The sequence below is a fragment of the Rhodococcus sp. ABRD24 genome, assembly GCF_004328705.1.
GTDB lineage: Bacteria > Actinomycetota > Actinomycetes > Mycobacteriales > Mycobacteriaceae > Prescottella.
Genome location: NZ_CP035319.1, coordinates 473,689 through 499,838, shown reverse-complemented (window position 1 = coordinate 499,838; position 26,150 = coordinate 473,689). Strand labels below are relative to the sequence as shown.

The 26,150-nt window shown below is 68.4% G+C and carries 22 protein-coding genes; 12 read left to right on the top strand and 10 right to left on the bottom strand.

Annotation, left to right across the window (positions count from 1 at the left end):
- The first annotated feature begins 68 nt into the window (after positions 1–68).
- Positions 69–1,454: a 3-deoxy-7-phosphoheptulonate synthase class II gene (locus tag ERC79_RS02080; RefSeq protein ID WP_131575313.1), complete on the top strand. Its 1,386-nt coding sequence runs from the start codon at positions 69–71 to the stop codon at positions 1,452–1,454.
- Between the two features lie 86 nt (positions 1,455–1,540).
- Here the strand turns inward: ERC79_RS02080 and pknB are convergent, their stop codons facing one another.
- Positions 1,541–3,535, bottom strand: coding sequence for a Stk1 family PASTA domain-containing Ser/Thr kinase (gene pknB / locus ERC79_RS02075; RefSeq protein WP_131575311.1), 1,995 nt, complete (start codon positions 3,533–3,535; stop codon positions 1,541–1,543).
- Positions 3,536–3,691: 156 nt separating this feature from the next.
- Between pknB and ERC79_RS02070 the strand changes: the two genes are divergently transcribed.
- Positions 3,692–4,060: an Rv2175c family DNA-binding protein gene (locus tag ERC79_RS02070; protein ID WP_131575309.1), complete on the top strand. Its 369-nt coding sequence runs from the start codon at positions 3,692–3,694 to the stop codon at positions 4,058–4,060.
- 72 nt (positions 4,061–4,132) lie between these two features.
- Here ERC79_RS02070 and ERC79_RS02065 read toward each other — a convergent pair whose 3' ends face one another.
- The 4 genes from ERC79_RS02065 to ERC79_RS02050 form a co-directional block, all read right to left on the bottom strand.
- Positions 4,133–5,095: a phytoene/squalene synthase family protein gene (locus ERC79_RS02065; RefSeq protein ID WP_131575307.1), complete on the bottom strand. Its 963-nt coding sequence runs from the start codon at positions 5,093–5,095 to the stop codon at positions 4,133–4,135.
- A complete protein-coding gene (locus tag ERC79_RS02060; RefSeq protein WP_131575305.1) occupies positions 5,064–6,674 on the bottom strand; it encodes an alpha-(1->6)-mannopyranosyltransferase A in 1,611 nt (536 codons plus the stop codon). Before ERC79_RS02060 ends, ERC79_RS02065 begins: the two co-directional genes overlap by 32 nt.
- 85 nt (positions 6,675–6,759) lie before the next feature.
- On the bottom strand, positions 6,760–8,337 hold the full coding sequence (crtI, locus tag ERC79_RS02055; protein WP_131575303.1) for a phytoene desaturase family protein: 1,578 nt from the start codon (positions 8,335–8,337) through the stop codon (positions 6,760–6,762).
- On the bottom strand, positions 8,337–9,428 hold the full coding sequence (locus ERC79_RS02050) for a polyprenyl synthetase family protein (protein WP_242676831.1): 1,092 nt from the start codon (positions 9,426–9,428) through the stop codon (positions 8,337–8,339). Before ERC79_RS02050 ends, crtI begins: the two co-directional genes overlap by 1 nt.
- A 224-nt stretch (positions 9,429–9,652) precedes the next feature.
- On the opposite strand from ERC79_RS02050, the gene ERC79_RS02045 reads away from it, so the two are divergent.
- Positions 9,653–10,582, top strand: a complete 930-nt coding sequence (locus ERC79_RS02045) for a methylenetetrahydrofolate reductase (RefSeq protein ID WP_131580645.1) — start codon at positions 9,653–9,655, stop codon at positions 10,580–10,582.
- On the opposite strand, the gene ERC79_RS02040 is transcribed toward ERC79_RS02045, so the two are convergent.
- Genes ERC79_RS02040 through ERC79_RS02020 form a run of 5 tightly spaced genes read right to left on the bottom strand, consistent with a single transcriptional unit; the run spans position 10,579 to position 15,511 of the window.
- Positions 10,579–11,733: a glycosyltransferase family 2 protein gene (locus ERC79_RS02040; protein WP_242676725.1), complete on the bottom strand. Its 1,155-nt coding sequence runs from the start codon at positions 11,731–11,733 to the stop codon at positions 10,579–10,581. The genes ERC79_RS02045 and ERC79_RS02040 overlap by 4 nt on opposite strands.
- Positions 11,734–11,743: 10 nt before the next feature.
- Positions 11,744–12,475, bottom strand: coding sequence for a DUF3153 domain-containing protein (locus ERC79_RS02035; RefSeq protein ID WP_131575299.1), 732 nt, complete (start codon positions 12,473–12,475; stop codon positions 11,744–11,746).
- A gap of 23 nt (positions 12,476–12,498) precedes the next feature.
- Positions 12,499–13,320: a carotenoid biosynthesis protein gene (locus ERC79_RS02030; protein WP_131575297.1), complete on the bottom strand. Its 822-nt coding sequence runs from the start codon at positions 13,318–13,320 to the stop codon at positions 12,499–12,501.
- Entirely contained in the window at positions 13,317–14,903 is a 1,587-nt protein-coding gene (locus ERC79_RS02025) for an NAD(P)/FAD-dependent oxidoreductase (RefSeq protein WP_131575295.1), read from the bottom strand. The genes ERC79_RS02030 and ERC79_RS02025 overlap by 4 nt, the downstream gene beginning before the upstream one ends.
- Positions 14,900–15,511 carry a GNAT family N-acetyltransferase gene (locus ERC79_RS02020; protein ID WP_131575293.1) on the bottom strand — a complete coding sequence of 204 codons (612 nt, stop codon included), beginning with the start codon at positions 15,509–15,511 and terminating at the stop codon, positions 14,900–14,902. Before ERC79_RS02020 ends, ERC79_RS02025 begins: the two co-directional genes overlap by 4 nt.
- A gap of 166 nt (positions 15,512–15,677) precedes the next feature.
- Between ERC79_RS02020 and ERC79_RS02015 the strand changes: the two genes are divergently transcribed.
- The 9 genes from ERC79_RS02015 (at position 15,678) to mraY (ending at position 26,150) form a co-directional block, all read left to right on the top strand.
- Positions 15,678–16,187: an SAV_6107 family HEPN domain-containing protein gene (locus tag ERC79_RS02015; protein WP_242676724.1), complete on the top strand. Its 510-nt coding sequence runs from the start codon at positions 15,678–15,680 to the stop codon at positions 16,185–16,187.
- A gap of 226 nt (positions 16,188–16,413) precedes the next feature.
- A complete protein-coding gene (locus ERC79_RS02010; RefSeq protein WP_131575291.1) occupies positions 16,414–16,854 on the top strand; it encodes a DUF3040 domain-containing protein in 441 nt (146 codons plus the stop codon).
- 489 nt (positions 16,855–17,343) lie between these two features.
- On the top strand, positions 17,344–17,775 hold the full coding sequence (gene mraZ, locus ERC79_RS02005; RefSeq protein WP_131575289.1) for a division/cell wall cluster transcriptional repressor MraZ: 432 nt from the start codon (positions 17,344–17,346) through the stop codon (positions 17,773–17,775).
- Positions 17,776–18,058: 283 nt separating this feature from the next.
- A complete protein-coding gene (gene rsmH, locus ERC79_RS02000) occupies positions 18,059–19,075 on the top strand; it encodes a 16S rRNA (cytosine(1402)-N(4))-methyltransferase RsmH (RefSeq protein ID WP_131575287.1) in 1,017 nt (338 codons plus the stop codon).
- A 164-nt stretch (positions 19,076–19,239) separates the two neighbouring features.
- Entirely contained in the window at positions 19,240–19,785 is a 546-nt protein-coding gene (locus ERC79_RS01995) for a hypothetical protein (RefSeq protein WP_242676723.1), read from the top strand.
- Positions 19,782–21,686: a penicillin-binding protein 2 gene (locus ERC79_RS01990; protein WP_242676722.1), complete on the top strand. Its 1,905-nt coding sequence runs from the start codon at positions 19,782–19,784 to the stop codon at positions 21,684–21,686. The genes ERC79_RS01995 and ERC79_RS01990 overlap by 4 nt, the downstream gene beginning before the upstream one ends.
- 197 nt (positions 21,687–21,883) lie before the next feature.
- Positions 21,884–23,557: a UDP-N-acetylmuramoyl-L-alanyl-D-glutamate--2,6-diaminopimelate ligase gene (locus ERC79_RS01985; protein WP_131575282.1), complete on the top strand. Its 1,674-nt coding sequence runs from the start codon at positions 21,884–21,886 to the stop codon at positions 23,555–23,557.
- Positions 23,554–25,062, top strand: a complete 1,509-nt coding sequence (gene murF, locus ERC79_RS01980; RefSeq protein ID WP_131575280.1) for a UDP-N-acetylmuramoyl-tripeptide--D-alanyl-D-alanine ligase — start codon at positions 23,554–23,556, stop codon at positions 25,060–25,062. The genes ERC79_RS01985 and murF overlap by 4 nt, the downstream gene beginning before the upstream one ends.
- Positions 25,059–26,150: a phospho-N-acetylmuramoyl-pentapeptide-transferase gene (gene mraY / locus ERC79_RS01975; protein ID WP_131575278.1), complete on the top strand. Its 1,092-nt coding sequence runs from the start codon at positions 25,059–25,061 to the stop codon at positions 26,148–26,150. The genes murF and mraY overlap by 4 nt, the downstream gene beginning before the upstream one ends.

Below are 26,150 nucleotides of genomic sequence, written 5' to 3'. Positions count from 1 at the left end.
CCCGAACTGATCTTGTTCAATGGGGGCCTTCGCTCACCCTGGGTCGACGGGGCGAATATCCTGTAGAGGTGAACTGGACTGTCGACGTTCCCATCGACCGCTTGCCCGAACTTCCGCCGCTGCCCGCGGGTATGCGTGAGCAGCTCGATGCCGCGCTCGCCAAGCCGGCCGCGCAGCAGCCGCAGTGGCCTGCCGACCAGGCGGCCGCGATGCGCACCGTCCTCGAGAGCGTGCCGCCGATCACGGTGGCCAGCGAGGTCGAGGCACTGTCGGCGAAGCTCGCTGAGGTTGCGCGCGGTGAGGCCTTCCTGCTGCAGGGCGGTGACTGCGCGGAGACCTTCGCGGACAACACCGAACCGCATATCAAGGGCAACATCCGTACGCTCCTGCAGATGGCGGTCGTGCTCACCTACGGTGCGAGCCTGCCGGTCGTCAAGGTGGCCCGCATCGCGGGTCAGTACGCCAAGCCGCGCTCGTCCGACACGGATGCGCTGGGCCTGCAGTCGTACCGCGGGGACATGGTCAACTCGATCGTCGCCGACGAATCCGTCCGCGTCCACGATCCCTCGCGGCTGGTCCGCGCGTATGCCAATGCCAGCGCCGCGATGAACCTGGTCCGTGCGCTCACCGGCGCCGGGATGGCCGATCTGCACAAGGTGCACGACTGGAACCGCGAATTCGTCGCGTCGTCTCCGGCCGGTGCCCGTTACGAGGCCCTCGCCGCCGAGATCGACCGCGGCCTGCGGTTCATGAACGCGTGCCGCGTCAACGACCCCAACTTGCAGTCCGCGCAGATCTTCGCCAGCCACGAGGCCCTCGTACTGGACTACGAGCGTGCGATGCTGCGGCTGGACAACACCGACGACCACCCCAAGCTGTACGACCTGTCGGCTCACTTCCTGTGGATCGGTGACCGCACCCGCCAGCTCGACGGCGCGCACATCGCGTTCGCGGAGCTGGTAGCGAACCCGATCGGACTCAAGATCGGTCCGTCGACCACGCCGGAGCAGGCCGTCGAATACGTCGAGCGCCTCGACCCGACCAACAAGCCTGGGCGACTGACCCTGATCTCCCGGATGGGTAACCAGAAGGTCCGCGACCTGTTGCCGGCGATAATCGAGAAGGTGCAGGCCACCGGACACCAGGTGATCTGGCAGTGCGACCCCATGCACGGCAACACTCACGAGGCGACCACGGGTTACAAGACCCGCCACTTCGACCGCATTGTCGACGAGGTGCAGGGCTTCTTCGAGGTGCACAACGGTCTCGGCACGCACCCGGGCGGCATCCACGTCGAGCTCACCGGTGAGAACGTCACCGAGTGCCTCGGCGGCGCGCAGGACATCTCGGACATCGACCTGTCCGGCCGCTACGAGACGGCATGCGATCCGAGGCTGAACACCCAGCAGTCGCTGGAGCTGGCGTTCCTGGTCGCGGAGATGCTGCGCGACTAGCGCCAACTCCCGCCGATCTGAAAGGTCCCTTCATTCGCTGAGAGCGCGTGAAGGGACCTTTCAGTCGTTCAGGTGGGGGCGCGGGATCACGGGAAGGAGATCAGCGTGACGGTGCTGCCGGGAGCAACGCGATCGTCCGAGCCGGGGTTCTGGGAGATCACCAGCGAGCGGTCTGATCCGGCCACCTGACGGACCTCGTACCGCAGGCCCAGTCGGTCCAGCTCGGACTTCGCGGACCCGACCGTGCGTCCGAGCAGCGACGGCACCTCGACCGCGTTCGACACCCGCAGGACGACGCTGGTGCCCGCGGTCACGGACGTGCCCACGGCTGGGTCGGTGCCGACCGCGTCGCCGCCGTTCACCTTCGCGTCGAATACCTGAATCACGTCGCGGACCGTGATCCCGACGGCCTCGAGAGAGGTGCGTGCGGCGTCCGCCGACAGCCCTGCGACATTGGGGATGGTCACCGGCGGTGCACCTTTGCTGCGGATCATCCGCACCTGCGAGCCGACGTCCAGCGCCGTTCCGGGCGCTGGGTCGAGTGCCGCGACGGCGCCGACCGGGACGCGGGTGCTGAAGGCCTCGCCGCCGTCGACCGGTTCGAACGTGCGATCGCGGAGGCCACGTGCCACCGTCTCGGAATCCCCGCCCCCGGTCACCTCCGGCACCGTGGGCCGGCCCAGGGAAACGAGCAGAACCACCGACGATCCCCGCGGCACTTTCGACCCGGCGGACGGATCGGTGCCGACCAGCGTCTCGGCGCCCGCCGTGTTCGAGTACTCGCCACGGGTCTCGGCTGTGAACCCGGCGGCCTCGACCGCGGACGCCGCCGCCGCGCGATCGAGGCCAGCGACAGCCGGCACGGCGGCGAACCGGCCGGAGCCCAACCACCAGCCGCCGAGTCCCACCGCTGATGCGATCATGAGAACCACCAGCACCCACACGATGATCGCGCGACGCGACCGCTTGCGTCGAACAGCCGCGCCGTCGAACGGGTGCTCGTCGCCGATCTCTGACTCGTCGGGTAGCCGGGGAGTGGAGGTGGTGACCACCTTGGTGTGGTGTGGGCCGGCGTTCCGGGCGCCGACATGCGGGTCCGCTCTTGGTGCGGGCGTGACGACCGTCGGATCCGCGTCCGATGTGGCCCCCGGCTCGAGCGGGGTGCGGGTGGTCGCTGCGGTCGGGACGCCGGCCTGCTGCGCGGTTCGGCGGGGTGCCGGAACCCGGTACGCCGGCAGTTGCAGCTGCGTGGCCACCGCCCGCAACTGCGCCGCCATCGCACCGGCATCGGCGAAGCGGTCCTGTGGGTCGCGTTCGGTGGCGCGGACCACCAGGTCGTCGAACTCCGGCGGTACCCCTTCGATGTGCGAGCTCGGCTCGGGTACGTCGTTGTCGATCCGCTGGTACGCGATCGACAACGAGGTATCGCCGGTGAAAGGTGTTTGGCCGGTGAGCATCTCGAACAGGAGCACGCCGGCGGCATAGACGTCGCTGCGGGCGTCGGCGCTGCCGGTGGTCACCTGTTCCGGTGACAGGTACGCGGCAGTACCGAGGATGACGCTGCGCGAGGTGGTGCTCGAAGCGGCGATTGCTCGGACCAGCCCGAAGTCGGCGATCTTCACCTCCCCGGAATGCGAGATCAGGATGTTCTCGGGCTTGATGTCCCGGTGCACCAGCCCGGCCCGGTGGGCGACGGCGAGCGCCTCGAGGACCGGACGGGCAACGGCCGCGGCGGCGTGCGGCGGCATCGGACCGCGCTCGCGCAGCAGCTCGCGCAGTGTGCCGCCCTCGACCAGTTCCATGACGAGGAACGCGTGCTCGCCGTCGCTGCCCTGATCGTGGACACCGACCAGGCCGGGATGATTGAGGCGGGCGACGGCGCGGGCCTCGAACTCGAACCGGGCCAGGAACTGCGGGTCGGCGGCGAACTGGGGATCCATCACCTTGATTGCGACGGGGCGGTCCAGACGCAGATCCATGCCGCGGTAGACGGTGGACATCCCGCCCCGGGCGATGGATGCATCGATGCGGTACCGGCGATCGAGCACCACGCCGATCAACCGTTGACCTCCAGAGTTCAAGCTCGCGCCCCTCGTCCGTATCTGTTTCGAGTCGCAGATCCACATAGATCGTAGTCAGCTGACGGCACGCTCCGGTTTGCCCCGGCGTCGCTGGGGGCGTCGCGTTCGGTGGGACCGTGGTGATCGGCGGCGCCCGGACCCGATAACGTTAGGGGAGTGAGTGCTATCCCTTACTGCGATGACGTGTTGGACCGTTCGATCTCGCTGCTGCAGCTGGTGGACGTGTCGAAGAGCCTGGATGTCGCCGTCACCCGCGTGCACCAGCTCCTGCGGGACCACCAGTTGATCGCGGTCCGCCGAGACGGCGTGCTCGGTGTTCCCGAGACGTTCTTCGGCGCGGACGGCCAGATCCTCAGATTCCTGCCCGGACTGTTCTCGGTGCTCCGCGACGGCGGCTACGAGGACGAGGAGATTCTGCGATGGCTGTTCACCGCGGACGACTCTCTCCCAGGCACGCCGATCGAAGCGATGCACGGCGACAAGGCACGCGAGGTCATTCGCCGGGCCCAGGCCATGGCCTTTTGAGGCTTTCCGAGGCGTTCTGAGACGTTCTGAGACGTTCTGCCGCGTACCCGAGCGACTGCTGTACCGGACGTTTCAGGCCGGAGGGAGCAGTGTCCGCGCGAGCAGGGGCAATGCGACCGCGACGCGGCGTCTGCGGGACACCGTCGCGCGTCGGTCGAGGACGCGGTATCCGGACCGCTCCACCTCGTCGAGGATCTCCCCGTAGAGCACGAACGCCGCACGCAGCCCGGGACGGACTCGGGGCGCGAGCATCTCCAGCCCGGGTTCGGCCCGTCGGTACAGCGCGCGGGTGAGTGCGGTGAAGTGTGCCAGTGCCCGGCGTAGGCGGGGATCGACGGTGCCCGTCCGGCGACAGTGGTGCAACAGGTCGGCGTCGACGCCGAATGCCGCGAGATCATCGGCGGGCAGGTAGATCCTTCCCCGATCGAGGTCCTCACCGACGTCCCGGATGAAGTTGGTCAGCTGGAACGCCTCGCCGAGCGCGGCAGCGTGCGGTGCGGCCACGGAAACGGGGACGGTCGTTCCCAGCACCGGCAGCATCTGCAGACCGATGACGGCCGCCGAGCCGTACATGTACCGGCGCAGCTCGTCCATGTCGCGATAGGTGCCGCGGTAGGACGCCGAGCCGGGGATATCCATTCGCATGGAGTCGAGGAAGGCCCGGAAGTACTCCACCGGGATGTCGTAGCGCCGCACCGTGTCCGCGAGGGCGAGGACGACCGGTCCGCTGCGCGTGTCGGTGACAGCGCGGCCCGCGAGTGCGTCGTCGAGGTGCTGTTCTATCAGGTCGACGGCGGCGGCGCGGTCGACGCCTGGGCGTCCCGCACAGTCCGCGTCGACCACGTCGTCGACGGTTCGGGCGAATCCGTACAGGGCATGCACCGCGGGGCGTTGCGGCGCCGGCAGCAATCGAGTGGCCAGATAATAAGTCCGGCCGTGTTCGGCGGCCAGTAGCCGGCATTGCCGGTACGCCGCGGACAGATCCTCGTTCACCGTGTTCCGATCACAGCGGCGACGAGCGCCGCTCGGTGACATCGGTCAGCTCGGTCGCAATGTTCGGGACGAGTGGCGCGGCGCGCTCAGGGTCGGTGACGGCCACCGACCGCAGCCGGAGCGGGTCGACCGTTCGCAGTGACAGCGCCGCGACCACGGCAGCGAAGGTCGCCAGTGCCACCTGTGCGAAGTTGTAGAGCCCGATCGAGCCGTCCGGCTGGAACACCAGCATGAGCCACGTCGACAGGCCGACCAGGATCTGCAACACCCTGGTGGAGATTGCGAAGCCCGCTGCCACCGCGAGCGGCCACGAGTAGTACCACGGCAGCGCGGCCGGGGAGAGGACGACGATCGCGACGAGGGCGATGAGGATGCCCATGACGGCGTCGCGCTCGGTCTTGCGGAATCGCCACCACACCGCGACGAGGATCGCGACGAGCGCGAGCGCACAGATCATGCGCGTGACCCCGAGGACCGGGTTACCGGCGTGCAGGTCGGTGCTCACCGTGACGATGTGCGCCATGATCGTCGGAAGCGACAGCCAGTTGATGATCTTCGCGGACCCGGACAACGCCGTCAGCCAGCCGATTCCGACACCGGCGATGGCGGAGGCGGCAGCGAAGACCGCCAGGAAGACGGCGACGCCGGTACCGGCGGTCTTCGTGAACAGTGCGAGCGGCGTCGCAGGCTCTCTGCCCTCCGCCTGCGCGCGATCACGTTCGTGCAGCATCCAGATCCACACGATGAACGGCAGGGCGATCCCCGCCATCGCCTTGACGGCCACGCCGAGCGCCACGACCGCGACGGAGGCGACGTGATGCCGGTCCAACGCCAGCGTGATTCCGGCAACCATGAGGCCGACCATCAGCAGCTCGTTGTGCACCCCGCCGATGAGGTGAATGAGGACCAGCGGGTTGAGTACCGCGAGCCACAGCGCGATCGAGGGGTTCCCGCCGAGCTGACGCGCCAGCCGCGGCAGCGCCCACATCATGAGCGCCAGGCCCGGCAGCATCGTCAAACGCAGCATCATCGTGCCGGCGATGACGTTGTCGCCGGTGATGGCGGTGATCCCCTGGCCGATCAGCAGTGAGACCGGACCGTAGGGCGCGGTGGTTGTGGTCCACACGTTGCTGACGTTGTCGAGCAGGATGCCGGGGTTGACCACAGGGCCGACCGCATAGGGGTCGAAGCCGTCCCGGAGCAGAGCGCCCTGGGCAAGATACGAATAGGCGTCCCGGCTGAACATCGGGGGAGCGAGCAGCAGCGGCGCGATCCACACCGGCACCGTCCACAGCAGGGCCCGCGTTCCGACCCGTCCGGCAAGTGCACCGCGGCCGAGGCGCACCCACGCGGCAATCATCGACAGGACGCCGACCCAGATGAGCACGGTCGAGAGCGCATAGCCGTGCCCGAACCGCAGCCACGACAGATTGATGTCCTCGAGCAGTGGATCGTGGCGGCGCACACTCCCGGCGCCGAATCCGCCGAATGTGATCATCGCCGCGCCGGCGGACCCGAGCACCGTCGAATGACCGTTGGGGGTCCGCAGGAAGCCGGCGCTCGAACGCAGCCAGGACCGACCGGCGGCCGACGTGTCGCGGATGCGGGTAGAGGCCGACATCGGTGCAGGTTCCTCCCCCGGAAGGATGGTTCGGTGCGCTCCGGCCGTGTAGTCACTGCCGGGGAGCATGGGACGGCTACTCACTTTAGTGGGTCGGCGGCAATTTTCCGGCAAGCCCGGTACCCAACGTTCCGCAGATGCGTTCGGCGGCGAGCTTGCCCGAGATCAGCACCGTGGGAACGCCCACGCCGGGGGTGGTTCCGGATCCTGCGAGGACTACGTTGGCGGGATGTCGTAGCAGGTTGCGTCGCCGGAATGGCCCGGTTTGCCGGAATATGTGCGCGGGAGCGAACGGACTTCCGGCGGCCATGCCACGCTCGGCCCATGTCTGGGGTGTATCGATGTGATCAATGACATATCCCTCGGTGATGCCCGTGTATCCGCGGCCTTCGAGGACGCGCAGCAGTTCCCGCGTGTAAGCGCCGGTGAGCACCGACCAGTCGAACGGTGCGCTGTCGAGATTGGGGCACGGCGCCAGTACCGACAGTGGCTCACACTCTTCGCCGCCGCGGGTGATCAGCAGCCCCGGATCGGTGACCGCAGGGCGGGTGATCAGCAGCGACGGGTCGCTCATGAGCTTTCCGCGGCCAGACCGCGCCGCGATCTCCGCGAAGGTGCGCTCCCACGCCGCGCCGAAGTCGATCGTGTGATGGTGTGGCGCACCCCATCCGGCGCTCGTGCGCCGTGGCACGGTTCCGTGCAGCACGACAGCTGACGGGGAGATGCGCTGAGGGCGCTGACGGCGCTTCGTGAGCAGCTGGTCGACAACGGGCAGATCCGGCGTCATGACCAGGGCATCGCACTCGAAGGCCTGTCCGTCCGCGGTACGGACTCGCCGCGCCCGGCCACCGGACCGCTCGATCCGCGTCACCGTGGTCGCGAGGTGCAATCGGCCGCCCGCGGTGGTGAATGCGTCCGCCATCGACTCCGCGATCGTGCGCATGCCGCCCTCGGGGAACGAGACGCCGAGCGAGGTGTCCATGTGTGCGATCGCGCCGTACACCGCGAGGGCCTTCGCCGGTGCCACCCCCGCATAGAGTGCCTGGAACGTGAAGACCCGGCGCAGCCGCGGGTCGGTAATCCGACGCGCGACCTGGTTCCCGAGCCGGCCGAAGCCACCGGCCGCGGTCAGCCGCGCCAGGTCCGTGGCGGCTCTGCGGCTCGAGACCAGGTCGAGTAGTGAATCGAAGTTCGAATCGATGAACGTGCCGAACTCGGCCTGGAAGATGCGTGCGAGCCACCGGCGCAGATCCAGGTACCGTCGTGCCTCCGCGGGCCCACATACCCGCGTCACCTCGGCGACCATCTTGTCCGGGTCCGAGTGCACGTCGATGGTGGAGCTGTCCGCGAACCGCGCGTGATAAGCGGGTTCGAGGGTGTGGAGCCGCAGCGGCGGCGTCGTGGAGTCGAAGTCGGCGCCGACCGCGGCCAGGGCGTCGCGCACCAGCTCCGGCATCGTCAACACCGTTGCGCCGTTGTCGATCGTGTAGCCGGGACCCCGGTGCACGCCGACGCGTCCGCCCGGATGGTCCTCCCGTTCGAGCAGCGTGACGTGCCGCCCGGTGCCGCGCAGATGCAACGCCGCGGACAGTCCGGCGAGCCCTGCCCCCACGACCACGACCCGGTCCGTGGCACCGGCAACGGTGCGCGTGCCCACGGCGATCAGGCGTTCCGGCGGGTGACGGCGATCGCCATTTCCCGAAGCTGGCGTTTGCCTTCCGCTGTTGCGGTGCTGCCGTCGAGCGCGGTGAGCGCACTGTCCGTGAGTTCCGCGATGCGACGTTCCGCGTCGTCGACAGCGCCCAGGTCGGTGATCAGTCCGCGCAGCCCTTCGACCTGTGCGTCGGTGAGATCGGTTCCGATCGAGCTGCGGAGCAGTGCCGCAGCCTTCGGGTCGGTCTCGTCTGCGCGTTCGAGCGCCACCGCGAACAGCACTGTGCGCTTCCCGGCCCGCAGATCGTCGCCCGACGGTTTGCCGGTGACGTCGGGGTCACCGAACACTCCGAGCAGGTCGTCGCGCAACTGGAACGCGATCCCGATGTCGGTGCCGAAGCGGCGGTACGCCTCGATCAGCGACGCGTCTGCGTCGGCGAGGGCCGCGCCCAGGTGCAGCGGTCGTTCGATCGTGTAGGCGGCAGTCTTGTAGCGGTTGACGCGGAGTGCGGCATCGACCGACTCGTCGGCGCGGACCTCGTTGCTGATGTCGAGGAACTGTCCGCCGAGTACCTCGGTACGCATCGCCGACCACACCGGTGAGATTCGCGCCGCCGCCGCCGGCTCCAGGCCCGCCTCGCGGACCATGTCGTCGGCCCAGGCAAGGGCAAGGTCGCCGAGCAGGATTGCCACGGCACGGCCGAATTCTGCCGATCCGCCGTTCCACTGCTGCGTGGCGTGCTGGTCGGCGAACTCGACGTGCACGGTGGGGAAGCCGCGACGGGTGGTCGACGCGTCGATGATGTCGTCGTGGACCAGCGCGCACGCCTGTACCAGTTCGAGCGCTGCGGCGGTGCGCAAGGTGGCCGGCGCCTGTGGGCCGGTGGGGTCGCCGCCCGCACCGAGCCAGCCGGTCCAGGCGAACACCGGCCGCACCCGTTTGCCGCCGCGCAGGACGAAGCTCTCGAGTGTCTGGACGGCGGTCTCGTAGCCGCCACCGACTGTGGCGATCGCGTCGGCGCGGGATGCGAAGAACTCCCGCAGCACGTCCTCGACGGCATCGGTGAGCGGTGGAGTGGACTGGGAAGGGTGCGGGGACACACCGGCTCCAGCGGACAGGACTGCCTCCAAGTTGAGTGCGGACTCGACATCGATCACTGAAACGCTGCGCGTGCTGGCGCGAATGCCTTGTCCCCACCATAGTGGCCGGGTTCGGGTCGCCGGTCGCATATCCCAGGCAATGCGATGCGATTGCCTGGCGCCGCTGTACTTATGCTGGATTGGTGACTTTCGATTCCGTCCGAGGGCGTGACAGTGCGGGCTTCGTGACCCGGACGCCCTCGATCGTGGACCGGATCCGCTCGTCGACGAGTGGCCGGATCCCGTTTTCCGTCGAGTTCTCCCCACCGCGCGACGCCGACGCCGAGGCGCGGCTCTGGCGCGCGGTGCGCGAGTTCGAGCGTCTCGGACCGGCATTCGTGTCCATGACCTATGGGGCTGGTGGCTCTACCCGGGACCGCACCGTCCGAGTCACCGGGCAGCTCGCCGAGGACACGACTCTGCTGCCCGTAGCGCATCTCACCGCGGTGGGGCACAGCATCGACGAACTGCGCTCGATGTGCGGTGCCTACGCGGACCGCGGGATCAGCAATATCCTCGTGCTGCGCGGCGACCCCCCGGGCGATCCGCTCGGCGAGTGGGTCAAGCACCCCGACGGTGTCGAGTACGCGGAGGAACTGGTCCGCCTCGTGCGCGACATGGGCGACTTCCACGTGGGTGTGGCCTCGTTCCCCGAGGGGCACTACCGGGCCCCCGACCTCGAGCACGACACCAAGTACCTGGTGTCCAAACTGCGTGCCGGCGCCGAGTACTCGATCACCCAGATGTTCTTCGATGTCGAGGATTACCTGCGCCTTCGCGATCGCGTGTCCGCATTCGATCGTGAGCAGGGCGACAAGCCGATCATCCCGGAGATCATGCCGATCACGTCACTGCGCTCGGCTCGCCGCAGCCTCGAGCTGTCCGGGTCCACACTGCCTCCGGCGCTCGAGGAGCGGCTCACCCGGGCCGCGGGCACCGGAGCGGAAGAGAATCGGGCCGCGGTCCGCGAAATCGGTATCGAGATCGCGACTGAAATGAGCGAGCGGCTCATTTCCGAAGGTGCCCCGTGCCTGCACTTCATCACGCTCAACTTCGCGCGGGCGACCAGCGAGGTGCTGGCCAACCTCGGCATGGCGGCCCCGGCCGCCGTCTAGCCGAGTACCCGGTCCTTCCATCGCAGTCGGCCGAGCCGCCGATCGCGGTGCGAGGCGGCCGTGAGACCAATCAGCCCGACGATCGACGCTGGGTGTGCGGCCGCGTCGAGCACATCGCGCGGTGACGGTCGACGGCCGGACTCGACGGCCCGCGCGATCAGCCTCGACGCCGTGGCCGCGATGTATCCGGCCGCGCCCCACCCGCGGGTGCGCCCGCGTCCGATCAGCATTGCCACCGGCGGCACCAGGTAGGTGAGCGCGGCGCCGGCAGTCACCGCCGCTGATCCGGCCGGCGAGCCGAACGCCGACCACAGCCAGCGGGCGTATCCAGCCCGCAGCGGCCCAGGACCGTGGTACATGCGACATGTGATGCGGTCCTGCGCCGCAGCCACCACGCTGCGTCCTCCGCGTCGGCGCAGCGCTCGGGCCATGTCGAGGTCCTCGGTGAAGCTGTCCGCCGCCGCGGCGTGTCCGCCGATTCGGTAGTAGGCGGCGGCGTCGAAGACCAGGATCTGGCCGCAGGCCACGGCCATGGACGGACGGGTCGTGCGATTGGCGAGCATCATCGGCAGCGTGGCGAACCAGGACCAGCACAGCAGCGGCTGGATCAGACGCTCGACGCCGGTTCCCGAGTCCTGGCGGGGCCACGCTGAGACCAGATCTGCCCGGGTCCGGCGCAGTTCGGTGACGCCCGCCGCGAGCGCGTCGGATGTCAGCCGTACGTCGGCGTCGAGGAAGACCAACACACCTGGTCCTCGGCGATCCACCAGTCGTGCGGCGTGCTCAGCGGCCCGCCTGCAGGCCGCCGTCTTGCCGACCCAGCCGGGTTCCGGTGCCTGAGTGTTGCGGACGAGCGCGAATCGGCTGTCGCCGCCGAAGGCACGAGTCGACACCTCGGCCGTCTCGTCGGTGGAGTCGTCGTCGAGGACGATGACCCGCAGGGTGCCCAGCAGCGTCTGGGCGCGCAGGTCTGCGACGAGGCCGGCAATCCTGTCCGCCTCGTTGCGGGCAGGTACGACGACGGTCACCGGTTCGGTGACCGGCTCGGCCCGCAGCCGCGGCAGAGTGCGCGCGTTGACGGCTGCCACGACCGCACCATAAATCGAGACAACGGCGCCGGCACGAACCGCGACGGCGATCGGTGACGCCACTAGCGCAGGCTCACGGCGTCGATGTCGTTTCGAGGGCCCCATCCTGACGGGGACCGGGCGGTGCGGTCCGGTTCCGGGTGGCCCACGCCATGACCCCGACGATCGCCGCGATGCCGATCGTGACCCCGGCGGCCATGCCCGCCCATCCGGCGAAGCTGCGGGTGCTGGGGTCGGCATATCGAACCTCGGCGCGCAACGTGCTGATCTCTCCGGCGGGCAGCTTCCACGTCACGGTCGACTCGCCCTCGCGGGTGCCGTTGGTTGTCGCGATCCGCGCCGGGAACGCGATCGTGAACTGGACATCGGTGCCCTGCGCCGGGACGTTTTCCAGGTCGATCCGGCCGTCGAGACTCACCAGATCACCGGCCCGCCGCAGCGTCAATTGCAGGGCGCCGTCCGTCTGCCCGGCCATGGCACCGATCTGCTGTACATCGCCGAACGACAGGCCGCTGAAGAACGCCTGGGTGCCGACATACCCGTCTTTCTGATACTCCTGCACGCGGATTCGGTTGGCCAGCGAACTCGGCGGCGTCAGCTGCGGGCCCTTGTCGTTGTCTTCCTTGGGGACGGTTGCCGCGACGATCTGTCCGGACACCTTGTCATCCGCCGACACGCCCATCGAGACCTGCACCCGCAGGCACCCGGCAAGCATCGGCACGAGCAGCAGCGCGAGGGCTGCGGTCGAGAGCAGGCGGATGCGGGCACGGGAGGGCGTGGTTCTGGACGGTTGCACAGCGATCATCGTGCCAGTCACTGGTATTCGTGTCAGGCGGTAGGGGTGTTGTCCGGTTCGGACTGGTCGGTGCGTACCAGCCGTGCCCCCAGATGCACGACCAGCGGCACCCCCAGCACACCCATAGCGAGGAATCCGTACACCGCCGAGTACCGCAGTTCGGGTGCGTCGAGGAACACCGCGTGAGCCAGCGCCGAGCCGAGCCACGTCCACAGGAACAGCGCGGTGGGCACGCCGTCGCGGCTGGGCGGCGGCTTCGGTCCGAGCCCGCGCCGGTCGACGATCTCCAGCAGAACGGCCATCACCGCAGCGACCAGCACCCAGCCGGCATAGTTGGTGAGCGGGATGTGGGCGATGCCCGGCAGTCCGGCATCCGCAACGCACCAGGCCCACTGGCCGTCCGCGACCATCTGCGGGTCCAGGAACAGGTCCCACCCCACGACGCCGACGGTGGTCAGCGCGATCCGGCCCGTGGGCCCGCGCGCCAGCCGGGTCGCGACGCACCACACCGGATAGAACCCCGCCGTCCACGCGAAGGGCACCACCAATGGCACATCGGCGATCGACCACCCGAGGCGGCCGACGGCGTAGTCGTAACAGCCGTACGGCATACCCGTCGCGGTCCCGAGAATCTCTGACAGCAGCCCGATTCCGGCGGTGATCAGCACCATCCCGGTCGCCCAGCGGACCCCGCGAACGGCGACGGCGTGGGTGACCGATGCAGCCGCGAGGAGGGCGACTACCGCGACGGTGACGGCATCCCGCGCCTCGCCGTTCACCAGGGGGTAGACGATCTGGGCAGCGACGGCGGCGATCGCGATCACCGCCGACGCCCGCAGGACCGGCGCTCTCATCGGAAGGTCCTGCGCAGCGCTCGCCGGATCCGCCCGCCGCGAGCGTCGGCCAGCGCGATTCGTGCGGCGCTGCGTCCGCTCGCTCCGGAAACCCCACCACCGGGGTGCGTCGACGCGCCCGTGAGATAGAGGGTGTCCGCGTCCGGCACCCGATGCCCCGACAGTTCCGGGATCGGGCGCCACAGCATCATCTGGTCCAGCGACATCTCCACGTGCATCACGTTGCCACCGATCAGTCCCATCTCCCGCTCGATGTCGGCAGGCGTCTGCACGTGCCGGTGCCGGATGCTCTCGGCGAACCCGGGTGCGAGCGCGTCGACGCCCGCGACGATGCGGTCGGCCTCGCTCGCGCCCAGCGCGTCCCAGCTCCGGCAGCCGGACAGCGCGTACGGGTGCCACTGCGACCACAGCGTCACCTGGTGTTCGCCGGGCGGGGAGATGGTGGGGTCGATCCCGCTGAAACTCATCGCGAGCACCGCAGGTTCGGGCGGCAGCTCACCGGCCAGCGCGGCCCCCTGCGCGAGCCGTAGCTGCGCCCGATCCGAGACCAGTAGCTGCAGACCCGACGTCGCGTCAGCGCTCGACGGCGCACTCGGGTAGGACGGCAGCGCGTCCGTCCCCAATCGCAGCACCATGCCGATACCGGGGCCGACTCGAATGCGCCGCCGCCAGCCGCCTAGTACCGCCCGGTCGTAGCCGCCGCGTTCGAGCAGGTCGAGGGTGGTCAGCACGTGGCAGCCGGCGATGACACTGCGGGCGCGAACCCGGCGCCCGGACTCGGTCACCACCGTCCAGCCGTCCTCGTCGCGGTGCAGTTCGACGGCCCCGTCCCCGAGCGTCACGGAGGCGCCGTCGGCGGTCAGCCGGGAGGCCAGTGCTGCGGTGAGCGCGCCACTGCCACCGACCGCGCGGCCCGGCGGCAGCGTGTGCATCAGTGCCGCGAAGCCCACCATCGGTGCTGTTCCCGGTTCGGACATCGGCGGCCCGGATTGCGCGCCGAACCATGCGAGTGCGGCCTTGAGTGGTTCGCTGTCGAAATACTCGTCCAGCAGGGCGTCGCCGGACGTGAGGAACTCTCGGGACAGTTCGCTGCCGCCGCCTCCGGTGTCGAGTCCCCAGAACGAACGCAGGAGATGACCGCCGGTCGGTGGCGCGGAGAAGGCGCGCATCACACGGGTGGTGCGTGGGCCCCACGTCTCGACGAAGCGCCGGTAGGCAGCCGCGTCGGCGGGTCCGCAGGACTCCTCGACGGACCGGCATGTGCGATCGAGATTGCGGTGGAAGACGATTCCCGGACGATCCGAACCCGGGGGAGCAGGCGCGAACGCCCACGGGTCGCAGTCGATGTAGCGCAGGCCGTGAGCGGCGAGGTCGAGCTCCTCGATGATGCCGGTGTGCCGGATCATGATGTGTGCCGAGGAGCCGCGGTCCACTTTGTGCCCCGGGAATCGTTCGACGGTCGAAACCGCGCCGCCGAGGACCGTATCGCGTTCGAGGACTTCGACCGACCATCCGGCCTTCGCGAGGTAGCAGGCCGACACCAGTGCGTTGTGGCCCGAGCCGATCACGACAGCGTCAATCACAGTGGTAGCCCCCTGCCCAGGACCGCGAACGGTCGCTGATCGCCGGCGAAGGTGAAGCTGCGGACGACGTCCTGGAAACCGGTTCGCCGATACAGGCGCCACGCGCGATTGCTCTCGTCGGCCACCTCGGGGGTGGACAACAGCACACCGCGTTCCGGGCGGTCAGCGAGCAGTCGCCGCAGCATCTGCTCACCGAGCCGATGACCCTGGGCGCTCGGATGGACGTGGAGTTCGGTGAGTTCGAAGTAGTTGCCGAGGATGTGGTCGATCTGCTGGCGCCTCCAGCCCGCCGCCTGCATTCCGCGCCGGACCTGCTGCTGCCACCACTGGTCGGGGGCGCCGCGGTAGCCGTACGCGATGGCGACCAGGGGGGAGGGACGGTCGGGTGCGGCTGCGGGGTCGGGGAGAACGGCGCCGACCGCCCGCCAGCCCGGTCGCCGGGTGTGTTCGGCCCACATCGGTGCCCGGTGGTGCTCCGTGCCGCGGGGGTACCCCATCGCGGCAACGTAGATAGACAGCGCCTCGGACAGCCGGGCGCGCATCTCCGCTGCCGACAGGTCTGCGATGACCGGCACGGAGTCCGGGTTCGCGTCGGGGTTCGAGTCCATGCGTGGGCTCACCCTCTTCTCTCTCTTGACGACGTGTCGGTGGGGCCAGCTATATTGAATATGTCGAACGCGTGTTCGATATCGGCGATCCGGTGATGTTCGAGGGAAGCGAACCTCGCCGGATCGCCGGCTCTGAGCTTCGGACCGGTGGGAGGTGCTCGAAGTCATGTCGAAGGTCAAGCCGACGGTAGTGCCAGGGCGGGGGCAGGTCTCGATGTCCGGGCCGATGGGGCCGTCCCGCTGTGTCCCGGTGGCAGGTCCTGCCGCCGCGCCGCTCCGTGCGAGGACTCTGCTCCGTCGTGCCGATGGACTCCTCGCCGAGGCGGTGGGTGCGCCGGATGCGGCCGAGCGTTTCCGTTGTGCGTATCTCGGTGCGCTCCGCGGGTCGGCTGCCGTGCTCGCTGCCGCGGAGGCGACTGCCGGTGCGCGGGCCAGTGCACGCCGTCCTCGGTCGCGCAATGCGTGGGTGCTGATGGCGGGTGCGGCACCCGAGTTCGCGGAATGGGCGGACTACTTCGCCGGGTACTCGGCCCTGCGGGCTGCGATCGATTCGGGTCTCACGCGGACCGTCGCGGAAGCGGAGGCTGACGGGTTCTATGCCGAGGCGGGGAGATTCCTCATCGCTGTGGAGGATTTCCTCGGCGCATGCGGTCCACCGAATCGGGCTCGAGGGTAGTCGGGATTGCCCGGCTCGGGTGATTCCGGACACGTTGGAGGCTGCTTGGAGGCTGCAGAGACCCGTTACATCACTGGATCGCCGCCGAATCGATGACAACTCGTCGGTGGAGTAGGTGGTCTGGGGCGGGCTGTGCTCGTATTATTGAATTCAGGTAGCCGCCAGTCGGTTACCCACCTCCCCGCACCGCGGGGAAGGTGCCGCTACCAGTGCCGGGGGAGGGACCGTGCCACTCTCCGAGCACGAGCAGCGCATGCTCGACCAGATCGAGAGCGCGCTCTACGCCGAGGATCCCAAGTTCGCCTCCACAGTAAGAGGCGGTCGCATACGTGCGGTTTCCAGTAAACGTCGATTGCAGGCGGTGGCCCTATTTGTTCTGGGCCTCGTCCTCCTGATCGCGGGTGTCGCGCTTCCAGTCAAGCTGGGCGACTTCCCGATCATCAGTCTCGTCGGCTTCGTAGTCATGTTCGGTGCCGGCGTGCTCTTCCTCCTGGGTGGGGGAAAGCCGCATCTCGCGGCAGTTCCCGACGGCGACAATTCGCCGCCGGCCGAAGGGTCGGGCTCGCGGGGATCGCATTCCCGCAAGTCCCATGGGGGTAAGAAGTCCGGTGGCGGATTCTCGTCTCGGATGGAAGACCGGTTCCGGAAGAGATTCGAGCAGGAGTAACCAACTCGATCGAACACAGCGATGGCGCGGCACCTCTGGTGTCGCGCCATCGCTGTCTTTCGGTGCCGACGAAGACTGCCTTCATGTTCCCCGGTCCGGATAGCGGTGGCCCCCACCGCGCCCCACTGTCTTCCCCACCGTGCCCCACTCGTTCGGTGAACAGTCTCGGCCGATGTGTTCTGCGTGACGCACACCCCGTCCCACCTGGCCATCTGTATGCGGTCGCGTACCAACGCGAGGTCCTACTCGGTGGCACGGCGGGTGTTTGCGATCACGTCCCGAAAGTTCCCCCACTCCACTCCACGCTTGCGAACTGCGGTTATTGGCGGCCACTTGTCAAATTCGTGCGTTCTTTGGACTCGCAGTGGAGGGAAGTGGGGTATTGTGGTGTACAGCGGATCGCGGATGCGACCCGCATGAATGCAGGGCCGCGCCACCGGGCGTCGGTCCACACGTTCGCCACAACGGAGCGCGGCGGGAGGTGTCGAGATGTTTCTCGGTACCTACACGCCGAAGCTCGACGACAAAGGGCGGCTCACGCTGCCGGCCAAGTTTCGGGATGCACTGGCGGGAGGTTTGATGGTCACGAAGGGTCAGGACCACAGCCTTGCGGTGTATCCGCGCGACGAGTTCACTGCTCTCGCACGTCGCGCTGCGGCGGCATCCCGGAGCAACCCGCAGGCGCGCGCCTTCGTGCGTGGACTCGCGTCGGGTACCGACGAACAGCATCCTGATGCGCAAGGGCGGATATCGCTGTCCGCCGATCATCGTCGCTATGCGGGCCTGTCCAAGGACTGTGTGGTGATCGGATCAGTCGACTTCCTCGAGATATGGGACGCCCAAGCCTGGGATACCTACCTCGCGGAGAACGAAGAAAGCTACTCGCAAGCCAGAGATGAGGCGCTCGAGGGGATCTTCTAGCCCACCGGACGCCATTGGCGAGTGCCGCGAGGCCTCTGCCCGAAGCGCGACCCTGACGCACTTCCCCAGTGTCAGGTGCGCCACCGGGAACCTGACGCACTTCCCCAGTGTCAGGTTCCCCGATCGGACAGGGACCTCGAGGCATTCGCCTCCCGGAAGAAGTGCAGTTCGCGAGTTTCGTTGCAGGACAGGTCCGACGCCAGCACGTAGAACCACTGACTTCCGGCCTTTGAACGACACGTAAGAGTGCCAGCACCGCACCCTAGAAGGAGCCGGAGGAACCATGGTCGACGGCGAGGACGACACCCAGTCCGTCCCCGGCGGCTTCGGTCATGTCCCGGTGCTGCTGCACCGCGCTGATGAACTGCTCGGGCCGGCGCTGACGCGCGACAACCCGCGGGGTGAGGGCGCGGTCATGATCGACGCGACCCTCGGCCTCGGTGGACACTCCGAGCACTTCCTGCGTACCTACCCGGGGCTGCATCTGATCGGGCTGGACCGAGATCCCAACGCACTGCGCATCGCATCCGAGCGGCTGGCGCCCTACACGGACCGCACCACGTTCGTGCACACCCGCTATGACGGCATCGTCGACGCGCTGGACCAGGCCGGGCTCGCTTCCACCGGGACGGTCCACGGCATCCTCTTCGATCTGGGTGTGTCGTCGATGCAGCTCGACGAGGCGGACCGCGGTTTTGCATACTCGGTCGACGCTCCGCTCGACATGCGCATGGATCCGACGGCCGGCCTCACCGCCGCGGAGGTGCTCAATACCTACAGTCATGGCGACCTGGCCCGCATCCTGAGCACGTACGGCGAGGAGCGGTTCGCCGGACGCATCGCTTCCGAGGTCGTGCGCCGTCGTGAAAAGCAACCGTTCACGACCAGCGCGGCACTAGTCGAGCTCATCTACGACGCCATTCCGGCAGCTACTCGGCGCACCGGCGGCCACCCCGCCAAGCGGACCTTCCAGGCGCTGCGTATCGAGGTGAACAGCGAGCTCGACTCGCTGCGCGCGGCCGTCCCTGCCGCACTCGACGCATTGGCGGTCGGTGGGCGTGTGGTGTTCATGTCGTATCAGTCTCTCGAGGATCGAGTCGTCAAACAGGAACTCGCTCCGCGCGCGAAGTCGAAGACCCCGGAGGGGCTTCCCGTCGAGTTACCGGGCATGGGGCCGGAATTCCGGATCCTCACCCGCGGCGCGGAGCGCGCATCCGAGCAAGAGATAGAGGAAAACCCGAGATCGGCTCCCGTGCGCTTGCGCGCTGCGGAAAGAATCGCGAGGAGGACGACGTCATGACGGTTCAGGTGCCTTCCGCCGGTGCCGACGGTGCGCGCGTTCGGCGATCCACTGCAGCTCAACGGGCATATGAACGTCGCCAGCACCGGGCCTCGGTTGTTACCGGGGATACCACGTCACCGGTCGTCTCGGTAACCTCCGCGGCCTATTCCTCGAAGGTGATCGTGGCGCGAATTCCTTTCGTGGCCACCATCATCGGTTTGCTCTGCCTCGGCCTGGCGGCCACCCTGTTGTTGACAACGCGATCCGCGGAGGACTCGTACCAGCTCAGCGCAGCGCGCTCGCACAATCAGACGCTGCGTGAGCAGAAGGCGGCGTACCAGCGTCAAGTGGCGGCGGGTAGTTCGGCGCCGATCCTTGCGGCGGAGGCGGCCAAACTGGGGCTGATTCCGGCGAAGGATCCGGCGCGTCTGGTGATGTCTACGGACGGCAGTGTGCAGGTGGTCGGGACACCGAAGCCTGCCGAGGGCAAACCGGTGCCTCCACTCGACCGGACGCCTGCGCCCACCCCTGCTCCCACGGCAGCGCGACCTCCGGCAGGTTCCCGCCCTGCGGCGCCGGTACCTGCAACGCCGAATTCTTCTCCCCAGACACCCGCACCGGCACCCACCACGCCGCAGCCCGTCAATGACGGCCGGATCCAGGCGCGGGAGGGACAATTGACTCCTGTGACCGTCATCACGCAGCCTTCGCCTGGTGGTCGGCAGTGAGTGGACGCACTCCTGCTCCACGCCGCCGCGGGCCGGTACCTCCGCATCCGAGAACAGGACGGGGGTCCGCGCGAGGACGCAAGCCGCCTTCGCGCAGCACCGAATCGTTCGGGTTCCGGCTCAGGTACGGCAGGGCGATAATGCTCGTCGCCCTCGGCCTCACCGCGGTGCAGCTGCTGTGGGTCCAGGGCATCGACGCCCCGCGGTTGTCGGCGGAAGCGGCCAGCCAGCGCACGACGACCGTGGTTCATCCGGCCGTGCGCGGCGCGATCCTGGACCGCAACGGCAACAAGTTGGCCTACACGCTCGGCGCGAAGGCGCTGACCTTCCAGCCGGTGCGTGAACGCAAGAACATCGAGGAACTTCACGCCAAGGACCCGGACGAGCCGAATGTCCCGACGCGGCTGAAGGAAATCGCCAAGGGGATCCACGGCCGGCTCGGTGAGGACGCCCCCGAGAGTGACCTCCTGGCCAAGCTGGAGAGCGAGAAAACATTCGTCTACCTGGCGCGCAGCGTCGACCCGGCGGTGGCCGCCGACATCGCGGACGAGTTCCCCGAAGTCGGCCTCGAACGCCAGGACATCCGCGAGTATCCCGGTGGTTCCCTCGCCGCGAACATCGTCGGCGCGACCGGATGGGACGGGCACGGACTGCTCGGCCTCGAGGACTCGCTCGATTCGACGCTCGCCGGCACGGACGGTTCCGAAACGCACGACCGGGGCTCGGACGGTGCCGTGATTCCCGGTAGCGAGCGGGACAAACAACCGGCTGTGGACGGTTCGACTGTCGAGCTCACGATCGATGCCGACCTGCAGTACTACCTGCAGCAGCAGGTCCAGCAGGCCAAGGACCTCTCCGGTGCGAAGAATGCGTCCGCGATGGTCATGGACGCGAAGACCAGCGAAGTTCTCGCGATGTCGAACGATGGGACGTTCAATCCGGCGATCGGCGTCGGCAACAACCCACGTACGGCGCAGATGGGCAACCTGCCGGTCAGCTCGCCGTTCGAGCCGGGTTCGGTGAACAAGATCGTCACCGCGGCCGCCGCGATCGAGTACGGACTGACCACACCGGAAGAGGTGCTACAGGTCCCCGGCACCATCCAGATGGCCGGAGTGTCGGTCAAGGATGCGTGGGCGCATGGCGTCGCGCCGTATACCTCCACCGGCGTCTTCGGGAAGTCGTCGAACGTCGGGACCCTGATGCTCGCTCAACGGGTCGGCGAGGACCGCTTCGCGGACATGCTGCACCGATTCGGGCTCGGCCAACGCACCGATGTCGGGTTGCCGGGCGAGAGCCCCGGCAACGTGCCCGACCGGGACCAGTGGTCCGGCGGTACCTTCGCGAACCTGCCGATCGGTCAGGGCCTGTCGATGACATTGCTGCAGATGACCGGGATCTACCAGGCGATTGCGAACGATGGTGAACGAATTGCCCCGCGGATCGTCAAGTCGACGGTGGCCGCTGACGGTACACGCACCGATACCGAGCGTCCCGAGTCCGTTCGGGTCGTGAGCGAGGAGACGGCCAAGACCGTCCGCGACATGTTCCGTTCCGTCACGCAGAAGGACCCGATGGGATACCAGCAGGGTACGGGTCCGCAGGCTGCGGTGGAGGGCTATCAGATCAGCGGCAAGACCGGTACCGCGCAGCAGGTGGATCCGGCGTGCAAGTGCTACTCGAACTCGAACTACTGGATCACGTTCGCGGGCATCGCTCCCGCCGACGATCCGCGCTACGTCATCGGGATCATGCTCGATGCGCCGGTGCGCGGTATCGACGGTGGTGGCGGGCAGTCGGCGGCACCGCTGTTCCACAACATCGCATCGTGGCTTCTGCAGCGTGACAGCGTCCCGCTGTCCCCGGACCCGGGTCGGCGGCTGGTGCTCCAGGCAGATTGACCCCGTAGGGACCGACGCCCGCCTTTCCAGGTGACGATTCCCACGTACCCGGCGTGCACTTGGACGTGGTGGGTCGTGCGCGCGGTGGCGGCGCCGGTAATCTGACACGTCGATCTTCTTCCCTGAGGATCTCCACGACCGAGTGTGCGTGCCGACACACGAAACCCGTTACACGAGCTTGAGAGGATTCACCACCTGTGCATCCGAGTCCGCAGCAATCCACACCGGGCGCGGCGCCGGGGCGCGGTCTCCGCCCGACGCATCCGCCCGTGACGGAGCTGACGGACCTCGCAGCCCGAATCGGCGCGCGGATCGAGTGGCTGGGTTCAGCGGCGTCGCGGCAACAGTCGCGCGCGGCTGCGGTGACGGGCGTGGAACTGCGGGCGCAGGCGGTGCAGGCAGGCGACCTGTTCGCGGCCCTTCCTGGAGCCCGCGCGCACGGCGCGGAGTTCGTCGGGACAGCCGTGCAGGCCGGTGCAGCGGCGGTGCTCACCGATGAGCTCGGGTTGGAGTCGGCCGCCCGGCAGGTGCGCGAGGGTGCGGTGCTGCCGGTTCTGGTCCATCCCGAGCCGCGCCGCGTGCTCGGCGAGGTGTCGGCGACGATCTACGGGCGCCCGTCCGAGCAGATGCAGGTCATCGGTATCACCGGCACCTCGGGCAAGACCACGACGTCTTACCTCGTCGAGGCCGGACTGGTTGCGGCGGGACGCACTGTCGGTCTCGTGGGGACCATCGAGACCCGGATGTCCGGGCATCGGGTGCCGAGCGCACTGACGACGCCGGAGGCACCCCAACTGCATGCGCTGTTCGCCGTGATGCTCGAGCAGGGGATCGACACCGTCGTCATGGAGGTCTCCAGCCACGCGCTTTCCCTGGGCCGTGTCGACGGCGTCAGGTTCGCGATCGGTGCGTTCACGAACCTGTCCCAGGATCACCTGGACTTCCACCGCGATCTCGACGACTACTTCACGGCGAAGAGCAGGCTGTTCGCCGCTGATTCCACCGTTCGCGCCGAGCGCGCCGTCGTGTGCATCGACGACGAATGGGGTGTCCGGATGGCGGACATCGCCCGTGGCGCCCACCCGGGCGACCCGGCGGCCGTCGTCACGGTCGCGACGTCCACGCCGGGCGACTGGGCGGCGGGTCCGGCGAGAGCCACCGATTCCGGCACCCAAACGTTCACGCTCACTGCTCCGGGCGGCACCGATCACGCCGTGACGCTGCGGTTGCCCGGCCACTACAACGTCGCCAACGCGACGCTGGCGGTGGCGGTCTGCGCTGTGGCCGGAGCCGACGTCGATGCTGCCCTCGCTGGCATCGCGCAGGTCGACGTGCCCGGACGGGTGCAGCGGGTCGATCGGGGGCAGGACTTCCTGGCCGTCGTCGACTACGCCCACAAGCCGGCCGCTCTCGAGGCGGTGATCGCGACGTTGCGCGGACAGCTGCAGGGCCGGATGGGCGGCGAGCCGCAGGGCCGGATCGCGGTAGTGGTCGGCGCGGGCGGCGACCGGGACAGCGGCAAACGGATCCTGATGGGGGAGGCGGGAGCCCGCGGCGCGGACCTGCTCGTCGTCACCGACGACAACCCGCGAAGCGAGGATCCGGCCACGATCCGGGGCGCGCTGATCGAGGGCGCCCTGGCAGTGCCGTCGTCGGAACGCGGTGAGGTCCGCGAGATCGGCGATCGAGGGGAGGCGATCGCCGCGGCGGTGGCCTGGGCCGAGCCCGGAGATGTGATCCTGGTGGCGGGGAAGGGTCATGAGACCGGCCAGGAGATCCACGGGGTGAAGTACCCATTCGACGACCGCGAGGTTCTCGGCGAGGCGATCGAACGGATCGCACCGAACCGCGCACACGGAGGAAACGCATGATCCCGATGACGCTCGCTCAGATCGCTCAGGCGGTCGGCGGGACGCTGCACGACGTCGACAATCCGTCGGCCACCGTCTCGGGAACGGTGGAGTTCGATTCCCGCAAGATCACCCCCGGCGGACTCTTTCTTGCGCTGCCCGGTGCGAACGTGGATGGTCACGACCACGCCGCGGCGGCCGTCGCCGCCGGTGCCGTTGCGGTCCTCGCTGCCCGGCCGGTGGGCGTGCCGGCGATCGTCGTCGAGCCACTCGGTTCTTCCGGGAGCGGTGCCCTGGCGCTCGAACATGACACGGACGGCTCGGGTGCGGCGGTGCTCGAGGCGCTCGCGAAGCTAGCCCGCGTCAGCGTGGACCGGCTGACAGCCGAGGCGGGTCTGACCGTTGTCGGCGTCACCGGCTCGTCGGGGAAGACGTCGACCAAGGACCTGCTTGCCGCGGTGTTGACCCCGCTCGGTTCCGTCGTGGCTCCGCCCGGGTCGTTCAACAACGAGCTCGGGCATCCGTGGACCGCACTGCGGGCCGACACCGATACACGTTTTCTCGTGCTGGAGATGTCCGCGCGGGGACGGGGACACATTGCTGCGCTCGCGCAGACCGCACCGCCGCGGATCGGCGTAGTGCTCAACGTCGGCACCGCCCACCTCGGCGAGTTCGGTTCCCGCGAGGCGATCGCCGAGACCAAGGGTGAGCTGCCGGCGTCGCTTCCGGCCGCGGCGGACGGTGGTGTCGCGGTGCTCAACGCGGACGATCCGCTGGTGGCGGCGATGGCGCAGCGGACACAGGCTCGCGTCGTGCTGGTGGGGCAGTCTGGCCGCGCGGACGTCCGGGCCACCGATGTCCAGCTCGACGATCAGGCCCGGGCCAGCTTCACGCTGACCTGCGCCGCCGGCAGCGTTCCGGTGACGCTGGCCGTGCACGGCGAACATCAGATAGGCAACGCTCTCGCCGCTGTTGCCGTCGCGCTCGAATGCGGGGCGACGCTCGAGCAGATCGCCGCGGCTCTCAGGGATGCGACGCCGGTCTCGGCCCGCCGGATGGACGTCCGGGACCGGGCCGACGGAGTCACCGTCGTCAACGACTCGTACAACGCGAACCCGGATTCGATGCGCGCGGCCATCAAGGCGCTGGTGTCGATGGCACGTTCCGATCGTGGTGCGGCACGCCGGAGTTGGGCAGTCCTCGGCGAAATGGCTGAACTGGGTCCAGAATCAGTGGTCGAGCACGATGCGATCGGACGGTTCGCGGTGCGCCTGGACGTAACCAAGCTGATCCTCGTCGGAGCCGGCCGATCTGTCCGCGCGATGTACCAGGGAGCAGTAATGGAAGGTTCTTGGGGTGACGAGGCGGTTCACGTGCCCGACAGCGCGGCTGCGATCGCGCTGCTGGAGCAGGAACTCGAATCCGGTGACCTGGTGCTGGTGAAGGCCTCGCAGTCGATCGGGCTGTGGGAGGTCGCGGACGCTGTCCTGGCGGGACCGGTCACTCGTTCGGAGGCGTCCCAGTGAGACAGATTCTCTTCGCCGCGGGAATCGCACTCGCGGTGTCCATCCTGCTGACGCCCGTACTGATCAAGATCTTCTCGCGACAGGGCTTCGGCCAGGAGATCCGCGTGGAGGGTCCGGCCAGCCACCAGGCCAAACGTGGGACCCCGACGATGGGTGGCGTCGCCATCCTGGCCGGCCTGTGGGCTGGGTACTGGGGTTCGCACCTCATCGGTATCGGCTACGACGCGGAGGGCCCGTCGGCCTCCGGTCTGCTGGTCCTCGGCCTGGCGACCGCTCTCGGCGGTGTCGGCTTTCTCGACGACTTCATCAAGATTCGCAAGCAGCGCAACCTCGGCCTGAACAAGACCGCGAAGCTCGTAGGGCAGCTCGTGGCCGCGGTCGCCTTCGGCATCCTGGCCCTGCAGTTCCGCGGCGGCAGCGATCTCACCCCCGGTAGCGTGCACCTGTCCTACGTGCGTGACATCGCCACCGTCAGCATGGGCTCGATCGTCTTCATCCTTTTCTGCTACTTGCTGGTCAGTGCGTGGTCGAATGCGGTGAACCTCACCGACGGCCTGGACGGTCTCGCGGCCGGTTCGATGAGCCTCGTGCTCGGCGCATACGTGATCATCACGTTCTGGCAGTACCGCAACGCGTGCACCGGGCCGGGGAGCATCGGCCCGTCGAAGGGCTGCTACGACGTCCGTGATCCGCTGGACCTGGCGCTGCTGTGCGCTGCCGGCGCCGCTGCGTGCATCGGCTTCCTGTGGTGGAATGCCGCGCCCGCGAAGATCTTCATGGGTGACACCGGTTCGCTCGCACTCGGCGGCATGCTCGCCGGCCTGTCCATCACCACCCGCACCGAACTGCTGATGGTCGTCATCGGCGCGCTTTTCGTCGCGGAGGCCACCTCCGTCGTCATCCAGGTCGCGGTCTTCCGGTCGAGCCGCCGCCGGGTGTTTCGGATGGCGCCGTTCCACCATCACTTCGAGCTGGGTGGCTGGGCCGAGACTCAGGTGATCATCAGATTCTGGTTGCTGGCCGCGATCGCGTCCGCGATCGGTCTGGCTTTGTTCTACAGCGAGTATCTCGCCGCGCTCGGGGGCTGA